Origin of the sequence: Aurantimicrobium minutum (assembly GCF_029892845.1) — a bacterium.
Taxonomy (GTDB): Bacteria; Actinomycetota; Actinomycetes; order Actinomycetales; family Microbacteriaceae; genus Aurantimicrobium; species Aurantimicrobium minutum_B.
The window spans coordinates 372368-388663 of the sequence record NZ_JARXVT010000001.1 but is presented as its reverse complement, the minus strand read 5'-3'; the positions used below and the strand labels follow the sequence as shown (position 1 = coordinate 388663).

General features: G+C 56.1%; 11 protein-coding genes. All 11 read right to left on the bottom strand.

The window, feature by feature from the left end; translation table 11 throughout:
- Positions 1-14: 14 nt before the first annotated feature.
- The 11 genes from M2118_RS01870 to rnc all read right to left on the bottom strand — a co-directional run bounded on the left by M2118_RS01870 (position 15) and on the right by rnc (position 16280).
- Positions 15-5747, bottom strand: a complete 5733-nt coding sequence (locus M2118_RS01870) for an Ig-like domain-containing protein (protein ID WP_280794260.1) — start codon at positions 5745-5747, stop codon at positions 15-17.
- 2 nt (positions 5748-5749) lie between these two features.
- A complete protein-coding gene (locus tag M2118_RS01865; protein ID WP_280794259.1) occupies positions 5750-6856 on the bottom strand; it encodes a serine/threonine-protein kinase in 1107 nt (368 codons plus the stop codon).
- An 80-nt stretch (positions 6857-6936) separates the two neighbouring features.
- Entirely contained in the window at positions 6937-7752 is an 816-nt protein-coding gene (locus M2118_RS01860; protein WP_280794258.1) for a PP2C family protein-serine/threonine phosphatase, read from the bottom strand.
- Positions 7753-7797: 45 nt separating this feature from the next.
- Positions 7798-8481, bottom strand: a complete 684-nt coding sequence (locus M2118_RS01855) for an FHA domain-containing protein (protein ID WP_280794257.1) — start codon at positions 8479-8481, stop codon at positions 7798-7800.
- Between the two features lie 24 nt (positions 8482-8505).
- A complete protein-coding gene (gene smc / locus M2118_RS01850) occupies positions 8506-12066 on the bottom strand; it encodes a chromosome segregation protein SMC (RefSeq protein ID WP_280794256.1) in 3561 nt (1186 codons plus the stop codon).
- An 80-nt stretch (positions 12067-12146) separates the two neighbouring features.
- On the bottom strand, positions 12147-12911 hold the full coding sequence (locus M2118_RS01845) for an IclR family transcriptional regulator (RefSeq protein ID WP_280794255.1): 765 nt from the start codon (positions 12909-12911) through the stop codon (positions 12147-12149).
- A gap of 92 nt (positions 12912-13003) precedes the next feature.
- Positions 13004-14083 carry an alanine racemase gene (locus M2118_RS01840; RefSeq protein ID WP_280794254.1) on the bottom strand — a complete coding sequence of 360 codons (1080 nt, stop codon included), beginning with the start codon at positions 14081-14083 and terminating at the stop codon, positions 13004-13006.
- Between the two features lie 36 nt (positions 14084-14119).
- Positions 14120-14377, bottom strand: coding sequence for a type II toxin-antitoxin system RelE family toxin (locus tag M2118_RS01835; RefSeq protein WP_280794253.1), 258 nt, complete (start codon positions 14375-14377; stop codon positions 14120-14122).
- Entirely contained in the window at positions 14374-14622 is a 249-nt protein-coding gene (locus M2118_RS01830) for a type II toxin-antitoxin system Phd/YefM family antitoxin (protein WP_280794252.1), read from the bottom strand. Before M2118_RS01830 ends, M2118_RS01835 begins: the two co-directional genes overlap by 4 nt.
- 82 nt (positions 14623-14704) lie before the next feature.
- Complete coding sequence (gene mutM / locus M2118_RS01825) at positions 14705-15565, bottom strand: bifunctional DNA-formamidopyrimidine glycosylase/DNA-(apurinic or apyrimidinic site) lyase (RefSeq protein WP_280794251.1); 861 nt, start codon at positions 15563-15565, stop codon at positions 14705-14707.
- 7 nt (positions 15566-15572) lie between these two features.
- The gene (rnc, locus tag M2118_RS01820) at positions 15573-16280 is read right to left on the bottom strand and encodes a ribonuclease III (protein WP_280794250.1); all 708 of its coding nucleotides are present in this window, start codon (positions 16278-16280) and stop codon (positions 15573-15575) included.
- Between the last annotated feature and the right edge of the window lie 16 nt (positions 16281-16296).

The following is a 16296-nucleotide window of genomic DNA, read 5'->3' as shown; positions in this document are numbered from 1 at the left end:
TTTCGGTGGAGCGGTTAGTACTGGGTTGGGATATAGAGAGGAGCAGGTGTTCCACTTGATGTGGAACCGCCAGCACCGCAGTCACCTGCAGCTGTGCAGCCACGAATAACAACAGTCTGGCCTGTGCCGGAGCTTCCTCCGGCTTGGAAAAAGGCGGTTTTGTCTATTTGGTAGGTCGGCGTGGATGCGCCGGTAACGGCAATCAGATCAACCCAGTTGGTGCCAACCTGCATTTGCCAGGTCTGTACCGAGGACTGAAGTGAGGCAACGGTGGGATTCTCGACCCGAATGACAAATTCTTGGCCATTCGTATTCGTCGAACACGTCACAGCAGGAGTTGCCAAAGGCCATTCGAGACAAATTGCCGCATCATACGAAGCCGCCCCAGGAATGCGCTGGGTGATGGTCAAGCTTGTGGTCTGTGCAACACAGCTAAAGCCATTGTCCGCATAGACAACGTAGTTGTAGTTACCCAAAGCCTTTGATGAGTTGTCGCTCCACGAGGTCGCAGAACCAACGTTCGTGGCACCGGATTGGTAACCCGCTAGGCATGCACCATCGGAGAAAGCAGAAGTTCCACCCTTGACGTAATAGGTGACAGAACCTGAACCGTTTGCACCTACCGCGTTCCAGCTCAGCGTTGCTTCACCATTTGCACCCGTCTGCGTTGCCTGCAGTCCACCAGCAGGCTGAGGAGCACCTATCGCAGTGATAGATCCTGAACTGGTGGTGTTCCAGTTATCAGTGTCAGCGTTGTTCTGAGGTGTGACGCGAGCAACATAGGAGTGCCCTGGTGTGAGCCACAGTGTGGGCAGACTCGTCACATTGGCGGGCTGGTCATAGCTTGCTCGGACCGTCGTTCCATCTTCGATGATGGTGACGACGTACTTATTCACGGGGCTTCCACCAGAAGGTGTTCCCACAGCGCTCCAGGACACGTTGATTCCACCACCCTCCGGGTGGCCTGCGTCATAGCCTGCCGATGAAATATTGACCTGAGCCGGTCCAGCAGGCACAACATCTGCGCTCAGTGACTCACTCCAGCTGCTGAGTTGAGAAGTTCCAATGGCGTTAGTGGCGCTAATGGTAAAGCGGAAGCGCTGACCCGTGGGCAAACCATCGAGAGAGCAGATGGTTGAGGTGCACTCCTTGCGGTAGCCACCGTCGCTTTCAACCGTGTACTTGGTGATGGCCGAGTTATTTGCCGCAGGAGCAGGCCAGGACAGAGTCAGGGTGCCCGAGACAAACCCTGCAGCACGAGTTGGTGCCTGCGGTGCAGAAGGAACATCTTGAACAGAGATGTTGATGACCCCCCAGACATAACGGTCTGGATCGTTGGTGGCATCTGCCACTTCATATTCCAAGGTGGTGTCACTGGGGTCTGCACTGCCAGAGACGGTCACCGTCAAGGTGGCCTTATCTGCAGAAGGCGTCACGGTGACTCCTGCAGGAATGTTCCCGCCATCAAGCCCACGAACAGAGAGCACCTTGAGCGGCTGGCCAGGGAAAGGATTAGTTGCTTGGTCGTTAGCCAGCACATCAACCGTTTGGGTTTCTCCGCGCTTGGCCACGATGCTGTCTGTTGCCGGGATAGCGAGTGGCCTGGTGGAGGGCACGATGCGAATAATGATCTGTCCCGGTGAACCGTCGGCAACCTTGTCTTTCACAGTGACGGTCAAAGGAACGTTTCGACCCTTGACAGCGTCATCGCTGGCCTTGAGGGTCAGCGTTTGACCGTCCAAGGTCGCGCTGACTCCTTGGCCAGCACCTGTGACGGTGTATTCGAGCTCGTCTTGGTCATCGACGTAGGGGTAGCGGGTAACGCGGACCAAGTCGAGGGTCTTTTCTTGACCAGGCTCGAGGTCGATGTTGGCACCCATCATGACCGGAGGCATGTTTTCACGAGGAGTGACAGTGATGGGAAGAACGATGGTGGCGGTGTGAGCACCGGCAGCCGTGGCGGAGTCACCATCGGTGACTTCGAAGGAGATGGAGGCGGGACCAAAGTAGCGGTCCTCACTGGTGTAACTCAGGGTAGTGTCGTTTACCACCAGGCGAGAGCCATCTGAATGAGTCGCGCGCACCGTGGTCGAGTCCGTTAGCTTCACGGTCTTCCCCAAAGCAGCAATGACATAGTCGTTGAGGTTAATTCGCAGGGCCTCTTCACTGACCACCGTTAGCGGAGCAACGCCACGCTTGCGCTGAGGAAGTGCATCATCGGTGCCCGGAACCCAGATAAAGGCAGTTGAGGAAACGCTGGGGTCATCAGGGTGTGACACAGAGAACGGAATGATTTGGCTTTGTGCCAGAACCTGAACTCGCACGGTGTTGCTGGAGATGACGCGTGCTGTAGATCCATATCCGGTGACAATCGTGGTACGCAGGCTAGAGACGGGGCCGTCAGCAAAGAAGGCATTAGCCATCACGTTCACATCAACGCTGTTCTGACCAAGAATGTCCGTCAAGCTCACAACCGCGTCCGAGATCACTGGTTTGGCAAGTGGTGCCTGAGCCTGAACATCGAGAGTAATGAAGTTGGAGGCGGAGCCTGCCATGTCATTCTCGATTTCATAGACAAGGCCGTAACGACCAGGGGTCAGGGGCGCAGTGATTTTGACGAGGTCGCCAACGATCTCAGCGACAACGGAGTCATCTTGTGGAGTGACAGTGACGAGAGACAGAGGTCGACCATCTGGATCACTGTCGTTCTGGAGTGCACGAACATAGACAGTGTAGCCAGGGCGGGCAATGACGTTATCGGCGACCGCAATCGGGTTACGACCTCCAGCAAGTGGCTCCGCAATTCCCACACGAATCGTGGCACTGGCCTGAGTGCCGAGAGCATCTACCACTGAGTAGCTAAAGGAATCGGTTCCGGTTGCATACGCCGATGCTTCGTACTCAATCCAATCGCCACCCACGGAGGTAATCGAACCCTTTTCAGGATTCGTGTCGAGTCCCACAAACTGGACCGAGTCACCATCGGGGTCAATACCTACCAGGGGAATCGGAATCCGCACGGTCTGGCCTGACATTGCACGAGCAGTCACCGTGCGCGGGGTGGGGGCTTGGTTGGTGTCTTCATCAATGGCTCGAACAGAGATTGTTACTGTGCCACTGGCCCACTGACCGTTGTCTGCATTGACGCGGTAGACAGCCGAGTAGGTGCCAGGGTTATTCCCCGCGAGGAAGCGCAGCTGACTACCAGAGACAAAGAGCAAACCAGCTCCAGAAGGAACATCCTGATCGAGGTTGGGAGCTAGGGTGAGCTCACCGCCATCAGGGTGAATGTCATTGGTCAATACAGGAATGCTAATCACGTCACCCACGCGTACCGCAACCACGTCAGGTACGGCAACTGGGGCCTGCGCAACAGGTGGTGCCGGAGTCTGAACGACCGTGATCGTGCCCTCGCTTTGGGAAATACCGTTGCTAATGCGATATCCGAATGACACGGCAGCATCGAGTGGCTTGGTCAGCGTCACACGAACCAAGCGGTGATCCACAACCTCAACTTGAATCCCGGACTCAACAGGAACGCCCATCGTTCCGGTGACCACAAGGACTCCCCCAGCAGGATCACGGTCGGTGGCAGTGACATCGACCGTGCGGGACTGTTGGAGAGGAACATACACAGCATGGGCAGAAGTAATGGGCTGGGCAGAGACCTCTGGTGGATCGATCACGTCGATGCGCACCAAACCAGAACCAGTGGCATCACCGTCTGTCACCGCATAGGTGACATAGCTGGAACCGGTGCGAGAGGCAGTAACAGAGAAAGAGAAGTCAGCGAAGTCAGTAACGATATCCAAACCGGGGACGGCTGGAACGCCGGTCAGGCTCAGAACGCCGGAACCACCACGGATATGTGACGAAGGGTTGATGGTGACGGGCTGCCCTTGCACGGCAATGACAGCAAAGGCTTCAGCCACGATGGGGACTTGTCCAGCAGCCTTGACATTGACCTGGACGGAGCCAAAACCAGATGCGCGGCCGTCTGAGACTTCTAGGGCAATCTGCTTAGTTCCACCACCGCCACGACCCGAGTCAGTGAATGCCACACGGCCAGCTGGTGAGTAGGACAGCGAGTCAGGTTCTTCTGTCGTTGCTGCCGCGACGAAGATAGCGTCGCCGTCCGGGTCGACCCAGTCACCTAAGACATTGACAATGACCTGTCCGCCCATCGCCACGTCGGTGCGAGTGGCCCGAGCTTGGACAGGAGGAGAGTTCTCCAAATCGGGGCGAATGCTCAACGTGACGGTGGCGGATGCTTCCCCGCCGCGACCGTCAGAGATGGTGTATTCGAACTGAGTGGCACCGGCAGCATCTGCAGCCAAGCGAACCATGACTTGATTGCGGTCAGAGTTGATATATATCTCACCGAGATTTGCCGGAATCCCTGTGACGGAATCGATAACCAGCGCATCACCATTGGGGTCGTAGTCGTTGAGGAGAACAGGAAGCGAGGTCACTCGTCCTGGACGCGCCCCCAGATCATCATCGACAGCAACCGGTGGTGCAGGTGTCTTGTCGTATTCGGGAGCATCAGCATTGTTGGTTTGAACAACCTGTTGTTCTTGAGCTTGCTGAGCGAGAAGGGAATCCCAGTTATCGATCAGACGAACCCCGCCCTGCACCGCCCAGACCAAACCGTTCACGGCATCGTTGAGCGCAATGACGCCGTCACTCACACGGAAGGTCAGCTCAGCAGAACCAGCCATCGATTCAGCGTTTTCATTGCCGTCTTCAGCAGCACCACACTTGGACCAGACTGTTCCGCCAGACCACGCTGCAAATGCGCAATCCCCCTCGATGAGTGGGGCAGCAGGTCGTCCTGACGCTGTGGAGATGGTTGAGACATCACCGCTGTCGAGGTTGATGACGGACAGCCCTGAACTGAATGCCAGTAACACCGAAGAGGCGCCAGAGATGTTTGTTGCTGCATTATTGCTGGCATTCACGCCCACAGCACTGGGTAGTTGCAGCTGGGCCTGGGCAAGCTCTGTCGCAGAGGCACTGAGTTGAATGACACGTCCTGCTGTGAGCAACGTCCCGCTCTGGCGGTCGAGAACCACCCAGCGATCTCCCACCAGAGTGATCTGAAGTTTTCCTTCATTCAGCTCCGTGTCCAGAGCGTTTGATTCGGGAGTGACCGAAGTCAAGGTGTTGATCGTGGAGAGGGTGCCCAGCTTGGCACTCACACCGACGAGATAGCCCTGGGCATTGACGGCAACGGCAGAGTCTGCACCAACAGTGAAGTTGGCGGGTTGAGTCTGGGCATCAAAGGTGGAGATTGTTGCAGACGGGATGACCCACACATCTCCGGAGCTGGGGGCGTGCAGGATGACATTCTCACCAGAAAGAGCGACATAGGTCACATCTTGGGGAAGGGGAATACTCTCCGAGACTTCACCGGTGGCCTGGTTCACCACATCTAAAGAACGCGTGGCGTCGTTGATCAGGAAGACATGTTGACCGTTTTGGACCAGATCCATCTGGCTCGAGTCGGTAGTGAGAACAGTGTTGAGTTCAAAAACCTTGGTATTCGCACGACCAATAGCTTGCTTGTCGCCGTTGGTCACCCAGACGGCACCGTCATCCAGGTTCACGCGCTGCGCTTGGTAGCCAGTGGCAACAAGGGACCCAATCACCAGCAGGGCGAGCACACTGGTGGCCGCCGTCCACTTGATGATGGTGCGACGGCGTGGAGTTGCCCCCAGGAGGCGGGTAAACCACGAGCGGATCATGATTATCCGGCCACCGTTGCCAAGACGAGCGTCACAATTGCCACCACTGCCACAACACCTGTGACGACAGAGAGCAAGAGCTTGCGCCGACGTCGCGACGCGACGTACGCAAGCTCATCACGCTCAGCCGGGGTGGAGTTATAGCCTTGACGACGCCAGCTGGGTGTGGAGTGGGCATCCAAAGGTGACAGTGCCGTGCGATCGTTCTCATTGATGACGATTGCAGAGGAGCCCCACTCATCTCCCACAACATCCAGTGGTGTTTGTGCAAGCCCCATGGAGGATTCAACCTGCTGCAGCTGGCGAGCAAACTCAAGAGCCGAGTGTGGTCGATCGATGGGGTTCTTACTCATTGCCTTGTTCAGGACTTCTTCCAGACGGGGTGGAACATCACCGCGCCCAATCGGCTGTGGCTTGGACTTCAAGATACGGCCAGCAAGGTGACCTGGGGAGTTGTCTTTGCCGGGAATCTCGAATGGACTGCGACCAGCAAGCAACGAATAGACCGTCGCTCCCAGTGCCCAGATCTCAGAAGCAGTAGAACCGGTCGTGCTTTCCCGGATGACTTCCGGAGCAGACCAGGGAACGGACAGCCCCACCGCGGTGGAGTTATCTCCCAAATACACCGAAGAGGCAATACCGAAGTCACTGAGTACAGGGTGCCCATACGCAGTGACCAAGATGTTGCCGGGCTTGATGTCGCGGTGAAGAACATTCGCACGGTGCGCTGTCTCCAGCGCTGCCGCAATACGGATACCCGTGCGCAAAGCTTCAGCTACCGGAATAGTCTCTGCACGAAAACGCTCGCCATAGCCACTCACACACACCTCAGTGACGAGATAGGGGCGGCCATCAGCGCTGACGCCTGCTTCAAAGACACTCAAGATCGAGGGGTGCGTGCTCAGTTGAGACATCAACTGAGCTTCAGACTGGAACATGTCCCGCACGCGCGGGTTTACGACCTCAGGAAGAAGAACCTTCACGGCCACGTTGCGGCGAGGAAGCTGCTGTTCATAGAGGAAGACGTCGCCGAAACCTCCGGAGCCCAGCACGCGAACGAAAGTGAAACCAGAGAGGACAGGCGGAGTTGAGGGTAGTCGTCTCGACATGTCCCACCACCTTCGTCAACCTGGGTTGAACTCAGCAGAGCTCAACGCAAATAACGCCGTAAATTCAGCGCACTTGAAGTTTAGGCAGGTGAAACTGAGGATTCGGTGTGCCCCACCGTGACGGCAATAACGTCAATGACTATCAGCGTGACGTTGTCACGGCCGCTATTGGTCAATGCAGCGTTCATTAGCTCGCTCACGGCATCCGTGGCCGTGGGAGCAGTAGTCAAGAAGTGCTCAATTCCGACATCGGTGAGCTCTTTCGTCAAACCGTCTGAACACAGCAACAAACGCATCCCGGGAACGACAGGAAGTGCCACATAGTCAGGGATGGGCTCATCAATGATGCCCACAGCACGCGTGATCACGTTGGCGTGAGGGTGGTAGTCAGCCTCTTCCTTGGTGATGGTGCCGGCATCAACCAACTGCTGAACTACCGAGTGGTCCACGGTGACCTGTTCGAACGTCTCATCGAGCTTCACATATACGCGAGAGTCACCAATGTTGAATACGGCCCACTGCAGCTGGTCGCCCTCTTGAACGAGAGCAGCACCGGTCACTGTTGTGCCAGCACCCTGCTGGTCTTCCGTGAGTTTGTTCCTCAGGTCCACCACCGACATGGCCAAAGCCATCTCAAGTGCATCGAGATCAGCAAAGCCTGGCTTTTCTAGGCCAGCAATGCGCTGAACGACACAGTCACTGGCAATATCGCCGGCGCTGTGGCCGCCCATGCCATCTGCCACCGCAAAGACGGGGCAGGCGATGGAATACGAGTCTTCGTTGTTAGCGCGGTGGTTTCCCACATCAGTTCCGGCAGCCCAGGAGAGGGTAACGCTCGCACCAGTGCTCGTGTCGACAACAGTCGTGCCGGTCGAGTTCTGGCCTAGGGCAGTCACAGGAAAATCTCCAAGAATATGGGGCTACAACCGAAAGAAGTTCGGCTAACCAAGAACTTCAAGTCTATTACCGTCACCGAGGTCGATAATCGCGCCAACCCCGAGCGCCATCGAGTCGCCAGGAGCAAGTAAGACGGTGGGGTGCCCCGGGATGATGACGCGGGTGCCATTAGTGGAGCGCAGGTCAGTCACCACAACCACATCTCCCTGCACCTCAACGCGTGCGTGGGTTGAAGAAACGAGGCCCTCAGGCGAGGCAACCATCACGAGATTGACTGCCTGACCACCGCGCAGCGGTGCTGCAGGCAGGCGACCAAGAATGATGGGCTTGTTCAACAGATGCTTGGTGCCATTGATGTGGCGCAGACGAAAACGCGAGATGAGCTCGTTCTGTGGGGCCGTATCTCCCCCATCTGGGACCTGTTCTTCGGGTGCTTCGATAAGACCACTGAGCCCCAGAGAGGTGTCCATCAATGAACCGATCAGTGTGTTGTATTCGTCGGTTGCTTCAGGGATGACAGTGTCTGAAACCACGCTGTCATCACTCGTGATGACAGTTTCTTCCGATGGAACAACACCACCGATGATTGTGCTGTCATCGATGACGTCGACCGAGCCCACTACCGTTTCGTCGATAGGAATCTTGATAATGGTGTCATCGCTGGCATCAACGCCGATGACTGTGTCGTCGTTCACGTTGATGCGAGTGTTGTCGTCAGGAGTGCTCATGAGTGCAAACCGGAAGCGCAAGCTTTAAGAAGCCTGCACACTCTCCTTCTCTGCAGTTTCTTTCGCTGCCACGCGCTGACCAACCACTGCCGAGACACCGTCCTGGCGCATCGAAACACCATAGAGGGCATCAGCAATTTCCATGGTGCGCTTCTGGTGGGTAATCACGATGAGCTGGCTGGAATTGCGCAGGTCTTCAAAGATGGCTAGCAGACGACCCAAGTTGGCATCATCAAGCGCAGCTTCAACCTCGTCCATGATGTAGAACGGCGAAGGGCGAGCCTTGAAGATGGCCACCAGCAACGCAACAGCAGCAAGCGAGCGCTCACCACCAGAGAGAAGGCTCAAGCGGTCAATCTTCTTACCCGCAGGCTTGACCATGACCTCAATACCGGTGGTGAGGAGGTCATCAGGGTTGGTCAGTGCGATGCTTCCCGAACCACCAGGGAAGAGAATTGGGAACACTTCAGCAAAGGCGGCTTGAGTGTCATCGAAAGCGGCCTGGAACACTGACTGCATGGTGGAGTCCACCTCGTCGATGATGGTCATCAAGTCCTTGCGAGTGTTGCTGAGGTCTGTGAGTTGCTCGGTGAGGAAGGTGTGACGCTGTTCGAGAGCAGCAAACTCTTCCAAAGCAAGAGGGTTTACCCGGCCCAGCTGACCGAGCTTACGCTCGGCCTTTTCCAGACGTGTCTGTTGTTCAGAGCGGTTATACGACTTAGTTTCTGGTTCAGCATCAGCAGCTGCATCAGCGTCCAGAGCAATAACGATGGGAACCTCAGGACCGTATTCGGCGATGAGAACATCTTCAACCAGTCCCAGCTCATTACCAGCACGCTCGAGCAAACCAGAGAGGTGCATCTTCTTTTCGTAGATCTGAAGTTCCAGACCGTGCACGTTCTCGGTGATGGAGTGCAGGCGCTCACGAAGTTGTGATTCCTCTTGGCGCAGCGTGATCAGTTCTTGGTTCTGCGCTGCCCGGTCAGCTTCTCGCTGACCGAGGAGAACACGAGCTTCTGAAACCGACCGGTCGACAGAATCCAACACAGCTGGAAGGGCTTCTGCCACACCCGCAGCTGCATCAATCTGGCGGCGGCGAACAACAGCGCGACGAGCTGCTTCTTCCGCCGCAGCACGGTCAGCATCGAGCTGCTGACGCAGGCCCTCAACACGAAGTTCTTCTGCACGAACACGTTCACGCGCTGTCTCAAGTTCTAGTCGTGACTGAACTTCCTTTTCACGAACCTGTTCGAGCTCAGCAAAGAGTTCGTCACGGGCAGAGACATCCAAGATGGGACGTGGTCGTGATTCAACAGATTCGAGTTCGCTGGTGGCACGGTGAGCATTCTGTTCTGCTTCTTCAACAGAGGAAGAAGCCAGAGCAAGCGAAGCGCTCAAACGGTCAGATTCAGCAATAGCTGCTTCCACCTGAACACGAGCACGGTTAAGTGCTTCTGAACGGGCAGCGAGCTGAGAATCATATTCACGCAGGGCTGCAAGAGTTGCTGTCGAGCGTTCCTTGGCGACCTGTGCAACACCGCGCTGGTCAGCAAGATCAAGACGCGCTTTGTCGATCAGGCCAACTACTTCGTCCAGGCGCTTCTGTGCTGCATCGCGGTCAGAGACCAGCTCAATACGGCTTTGCTTGGAACCAGATCCACCGCGAAGCACAAAGCGAGTGAGAACTTCACCTGCCTTGGTGATGATGGTGACGTTCGCGTCGGATTTATCCAGCCCCTGCTTCCAGGCAGCCCGGGCAGCATCGAGATCATCTGCAATAACTGTCGAGGCAAGAAGTGCCAGCACACCTTCAGGAGCGGTGACCACGTCAGAGGCAGGAACAACGCCAGAAACACTGGGCAAAGAAACAGCACTCTTGCCGGGCTTGGCTGCCACCACAATCTCGACGCGACCGAGATCATCGCGGTCTACGTTTGCCAATGCAGAGATTGCAGAATCCATGTCATCTGCCAGCACAGCATCGGAGAGAGAACCCAAGCCAGCAGCGATAGCTGCTTCGAAGCCTGACTTCACCTGGATGTGTTCGGCAACGAGGCCACGAATACCCGAAAGCTTGGCTTTCACCAGAGCAGAGGAGCCATCCTTCTGATCAAGCGCCATCGAGAGGGCGCCGGTGCGAGCCTGGAGTGCATCGCGTTCACGCTCGAGGGTGTGAAGTTCATCACGGAGACGGTCAATCGTGGAATCTGCTTCAACGACAGCGGCTTGAGCTGCTTCGTAAGCATCGTTGAGACCGGTTTCACCGGCAGTGGTGTCCGCAGAATCAGACTCAACCTGAGCCAGGTTCTCTTGAGCGTTGGTGCGCCGTTCAGTGGCAGCATCGAGGGCGTTCTGCTGACGCAGCACTTCGCCTCGAACGGCAGCAAGAGCCGAGTCGGCAGCTTCTTTCTTTCCACGCAGGCTGGTCAGTTCGAGGTCATGCTGTGAAACCAAAGCGGACTGGGCAGAAATCTGCTCATCAATCGAGTCGAGCTTTTCGCGAGCGACCACTGTTACTTGCTGAGCTGCCTGCCATGCCGCCTCAGCAGCAGTAACGATGCCGCGCATGACCTCAACCTCAGACTCTGCGCCTTCGATCATGGCTTGGTTCACGCCAGAACCAAGTGGCTGCTGGTCAGTGTCAGCACCAAGAAGGGCCAGGCGCTGGTTCGCAAGGTTATAGAGACCACGCAGGCGTTCTTGGATCGACTCCAGAGAGAAAACGGTCTTACGGGCAGATTCAACGTCATCGGCAGTCTGGTCGGCTTCGAGGCGGCGCACGCGCAGCATGGTGCGCTCGAGCTGTTCCTGCAAAACGATGCGTTCGCTGTGACGCTCAGATTCGGTTTTGTTGTGAGCATCGAGTGTGGTGCGGAGCTGAACAACATCATCAGCAAGAATGCGTGCGCGAGCATCGCGCACTTCTGCCTGGATGCTTTGAGCTTCACGGGCAATCTCGGCCTGGTGACCTAGAGGCTTGAGTTGACGACGAACTTCTGTTGCGAGGTCGGTCAGACGCGTGAGGTTTGCCTGCATTGCTTCGAGCTTGCGCACGGTCTTTTCCTTGCGACGACGGTGCTTGAGAATTCCGGCAGCTTCTTCAATGAAGCCACGACGATCTTCTGGGCTGGCCTGGAGAACGTTATCGAGACGACCCTGACCCACGATGACGTGCATCTCACGGCCGAGGCCGGAGTCAGAGAGAAGTTCTTGGACATCGAGCAGTCGGCAGTTCTCGCCGTTGATGGCGTATTCACTCGATCCATTACGGAACAGGGTTCGGCTAATAGTGACTTCGGAATACTCAATCGGAAGAGCACCGTCAGCGTTATCGATGGTGAGCAGAACCTCTGCGCGGCCAAGTGGGCCGCGGGTGGAGGTTCCCGCAAAGATGACGTCTTCCATCTTGCCGCCGCGGAGAGTTTTAGCTCCCTGCTCACCCATGACCCAGGCGAGGGCGTCAACAACGTTGGACTTACCGGAACCGTTGGGGCCCACCACGCAGGTGACACCAGGTTCAAAGGCAAAAGTGGTCGGTTGGGCAAACGACTTAAAGCCTTTAAGCGTCAGGCTTTTTAGATACACGTCGTGGCTCCCCGGTCAGCAGTGCATGGCGCACTAACTAACAAATTTAGTGGATAGAGAAGCCCTACAAAACCACAGGTTTAGTGGTCGTCTTCGAGTTCTTTACGAATCGAATCTGCAGCTTGCTGAAGCACCTCTACGAGGCGAGGAATATCCATGTGGGTGAGGTGTGCAACGACACCGACTGCGGCCACACAGCGGCCTCCACGAAGGATGGGAACAGCAACCGAACCATTACCGGCGGTGCTCTCCTGACGAGCCACTGCATAGCCACGGTTCTTGGTCTCCACCAGCTCAGTTTTGAGCTTGACGGGGTCCACGATCGAGTAGGGAGTGGTGCGCGTCAGCGGACGGCTGAGGTATTTCTCAATCGCCTCAGGACTTTGCCACGCAAGAAGCACCTTGCCCACACCCGTTGTGTGCAGAGGGAGGTGACCACCGGCACGTGAAGCGGTGTGAACCGAACGTTCTCCACCGATGCGGTCGACATAGAGCGCCTGACCACGGTCGAGCACAGCAAGGGTGATGTTCTCACCGGTCTCTTCATAGAGACGAGCAAGAGTGGGAAGTGCACGGTGTCGGAGCTGGTCGCTCACGGGAGCGAGCTGACCGATGGACCACACGCGTGTACCAATGCGGTAGCGGCGGTCAGATCCGCGGACCAAGAAGCCACCGGTGACGAGCTCTGCCACCACGCGGTGGGTGCTCGACATGGGAAGCAAAGACTTTTCGGAGAGTTCCGACAGCGTCAGTGCACGACGACGCTCGTTGAAACACCCAAGAACAGCGATACCGCGACCAATAGACGAGATTGGTGCACCGGCAGTAGTACGTGCTGGACTCATGAAATATCTGCCCTTTCAGGCTCTAAGAAATTAGGTTCCAATGACCGGAACTCTACTCCTCATTTATCTCGATATCAAGATAAATAGATTTTTTATGAATTTCTCCCCCGTGCAGCGACCTTCCAGCGGTCCACCACAACGCCCCGATCAAAGACATAAACCTCATCAGCCAGGTTCACTGTGTTGCAGACATGATTCGGAATTACCGGCAGGACAGTGCCGAGTTCGGGGATGACAGAGCCTTCGGGATACTCAACAGTTGCGTGGTGTTCTGACAGTGCCACGATGCGTGCATCGGGGTGGCCGAGCACACGGCCATAGCCAGATGCATAAGGTGATTTGTCGGCACCGAGGGCCTTACTTCCTGCATCCACAATTACGCGATTTCCTCGAACACTCACAACAGTTCCATGAACAGTGAGGGCAACGTCCTCCCAGTCGCATGAGCCCAACTCGATCTGCTGAGCATCGTTGAACACATAGACCCCTGGACGCTGTTCGGTCACCACAAGAACATCTGCTTCAGACAGGGAAGGAGTAGATCCACCACTGCGGATCTGAACATCTGTGAAACCGGCCGCGGTGAGCTGGTGCTGTGCTGTGGCGAGAGCACGAGCTTCATCGAGAGCAGCTGCAGCGCGGCCATCCACCGAATAACTATGTCCAGGGAAGGTAAAGCATCCTGATACTTCGAGACCAAGCACTTTCAAGCCAGTAGCCAACTCCCCCACGGCACTGGGATCAATGCCGCTGCGGTGGTGACCACAGTCGACTTCAATCAATAGCTCAACCAGAGAAGCACGGCCTCGGAGAAGTTCTGCGAGCTTCTTTCCCGCTTCGAGAGAATCAATTCCCAATCGAATGGTCGCCCGGTCAAGAAGTGCATCGAGTCTTTTCGCCTTGGCTGGCGTGAGCCAGAGCGGATACGCAATGAACACATCAGGGAAGCCCGCCTCCACAAAGACTTCTGCTTCACCGAGGGTGGCAACCGTAATGCCCAAAACACCAGCAGCTTCTTGCATGCGAGCTATCTCGATGATCTTGTGCGTTTTCACATGAGGACGCAGTGCAATACCCGCCGTGCGCGCTGCCTCAGCAGCGCGGGCAATGTTTCCCTGCAAGATTCCAAGCTCAATGGCGATGAAGGGAGTCTCAGGCGCAGGGATAGTCATGAGTGAGAGCTTACTTTCGGAGGAGAAAAACTGTCCTCACTTCTCATATACGTTCCGTCTATGTCCCAACGTAATGACGACGACGACCAGCACGTTGTCATCAACGGTGTAGAGAATTCTGTAGTCACCCACCCGGACACGTAAACCTGGCCGCCCTTGCAATGCCCTCGCCCCAGGTGGCCTGGGGTCTTCGCCTAGTAAAGCGATAGCTCCACGAACTCGATCCCGGTCTTGATGGCCAATGCTTTTCAAAGCACGGATGGCTGCCGGGCGGAGTTCAATTGCGTAAGTCACACCCAGCCCAAGTCAGACTTAACTTGAGCCCAAGGAATATTGGGACCTTCTTCAGCCATGGCTTCGTCAAATGCGGCAACATCTTCCGCCTCTTCTAATGCGTCCAGCATGCGCTCGTACTGTTCAGGACTAATCAATACAGCAGCCTGCTGGCCACGACGCTCGATGAAGACGGCTTCGGTTTGAGATTGGGTAATCATCTCGGAGAAGTTGTTCCGGGCATCTGCGACGCTGACAATAGACATATCTGAATTGTACAACTCAGGACTAGATATGTACATAACTTCCTCACTTTCCCTTCCACATCAGGGAAATATGAGCTCAGTCTTACGCCACCCTCTGACACTTCGGGCAGAAGTGTGAACCGCGGTTCATGAACGTCACTCGACGAATGGGAGTCCCACAACGTGGGCAGGGTTTTCCCTGCTGGCCATAGGCATTCAAGCTGTGGGAGAAGTAGCCAGACTCCCCATTGACGTTGACGTATTGCTCGTCAAAGCTGGTGCCACCCTCCCCCAGCGCCTTGATGAGGATTGCTCTGACAGCGTCTAAAAGTTCACGAGCTTTGGCCTTGGAGAGTGAGTCCGAAGACTTCTCGCCATGAATCTTTGCCGCCCAGAGCGACTCATCGGCATAGATGTTTCCCACGCCACTGATCAGGGTCTGATCAAGAAGTGCTCGCTTCACGCCGGCGCTCTTCTTGCGCAGACGCATGATGAAGAGTTCATCATCGAAGAAGTGATTCAGCGGATCCAACGCGATATGTGATGCTTGAGAAGGAACGAGACCTGACGGCTGCTCAACGAGCTCATCAACCGCCATGGATCCAAAGATGCGTTGGTCCACAAAGTTGACCGCGAGCTGACCATGTTCGGGATGAGTGATGACGTATTGAATACGTAGGTGTCGATCTGGTCCGGCATTGAGGTCCCGCAACAGAACTTGCCCACTCATACCCAAGTGAGTAACGAGGGCATCACCTGAGTCCAGCGGAAACCACATGAACTTTCCTCGGCGCTCGGCAGAGAGAACAGTCGCTCCTTGGAGCATGCCGACGAAGTCACCGCGCCGGGCATCGTGTCGTTTGAGGGAGCGGGGATCAAAGACCTGCACGGTGTCGATGCGGGCACCCACGAGTGCTGGTTCTAAACCAGCTCGCACTACCTCAACTTCGGGAAGCTCAGGCATGAAAGAACTAGTTCTTCTCGCTGAGCGATGTCCATGCAGTCAATGCCGCAGACATCTCAGCATGCTTCTTGCTGGTGCCAGTCCCCGTTGCGGAGATGAGATCGCCGACGGTAACCGTGGCCGTGAAGACACGTGCGTGGTCAGGACCGTCTGCTTCAACCGAATACACGGGAACAGCAGTCCCCAGCTTGGCTACAGCTTCTTGCAGACTGGTTTTAGGGTCCATCGCGGCACCAAAACGTTCTGGGTTATCAAGCAATGGCTCAATCAGTCGCAGCACCAGGGTGTTGGCAGCTTCAGGACCTGCAGTCAGAAAAGCAGCTCCGAACAGAGCTTCCACCGTGTCTGCCAGGATCGAATCCTTATTGCGACCACCGGTGAGTTCTTCACCGTTACCCAGACGAATGAACTGCCCGAGTTCAATACTGCGGGCGACTTCAGCTAGCGCAATGGTCGAGACTAGTGATGCCCGACGCTTAGCCAGGTCACCCTCGTCGAGTCCAGGGTTGTTGTTATAAAGCATGACCGTGACGGCCTGCCCCAATACCGAGTCGCCGAGGAATTCCAGACGTTCGTTGTTGGCAATGCCCCCATGCTCATAGGCATAGGAACGGTGCGTCAAGGCAAGCTCGTAGAGCTCCCCGTCAAGGGGTATGCCAAGAGAACTCGAGAGACTCGAGATATCGGTCTGATGACCTGAAGCAGGAGAGCTCATGCTCACTCGCCTAAAG

Bases quoted from the DNA above. Each gene is read 5' to 3' on its own strand.
- M2118_RS01870 (WP_280794260.1), bottom strand. From the start codon at position 5,747: ATGATCCGCTCGTGGTTTACCCGCCTCCTGGGGGCAACTCCACGCCGT.
- M2118_RS01865 (WP_280794259.1), bottom strand. From the start codon at position 6,856: ATGTCGAGACGACTACCCTCAACTCCGCCTGTCCTCTCTGGTTTCACT.
- M2118_RS01855 (WP_280794257.1), bottom strand. From the start codon at position 8,481: ATGAGCACTCCTGACGACAACACTCGCATCAACGTGAACGACGACACA.
- M2118_RS01845 (WP_280794255.1), bottom strand. From the start codon at position 12,911: ATGAGTCCAGCACGTACTACTGCCGGTGCACCAATCTCGTCTATTGGT.
- M2118_RS01840 (WP_280794254.1), bottom strand. From the start codon at position 14,083: ATGACTATCCCTGCGCCTGAGACTCCCTTCATCGCCATTGAGCTTGGA.
- M2118_RS01830 (WP_280794252.1), bottom strand. From the start codon at position 14,622: ATGTCTATTGTCAGCGTCGCAGATGCCCGGAACAACTTCTCCGAGATG.
- mutM (WP_280794251.1), bottom strand. From the start codon at position 15,565: ATGCCTGAGCTTCCCGAAGTTGAGGTAGTGCGAGCTGGTTTAGAACCA.
- rnc (WP_280794250.1), bottom strand. From the start codon at position 16,280: ATGAGCTCTCCTGCTTCAGGTCATCAGACCGATATCTCGAGTCTCTCG.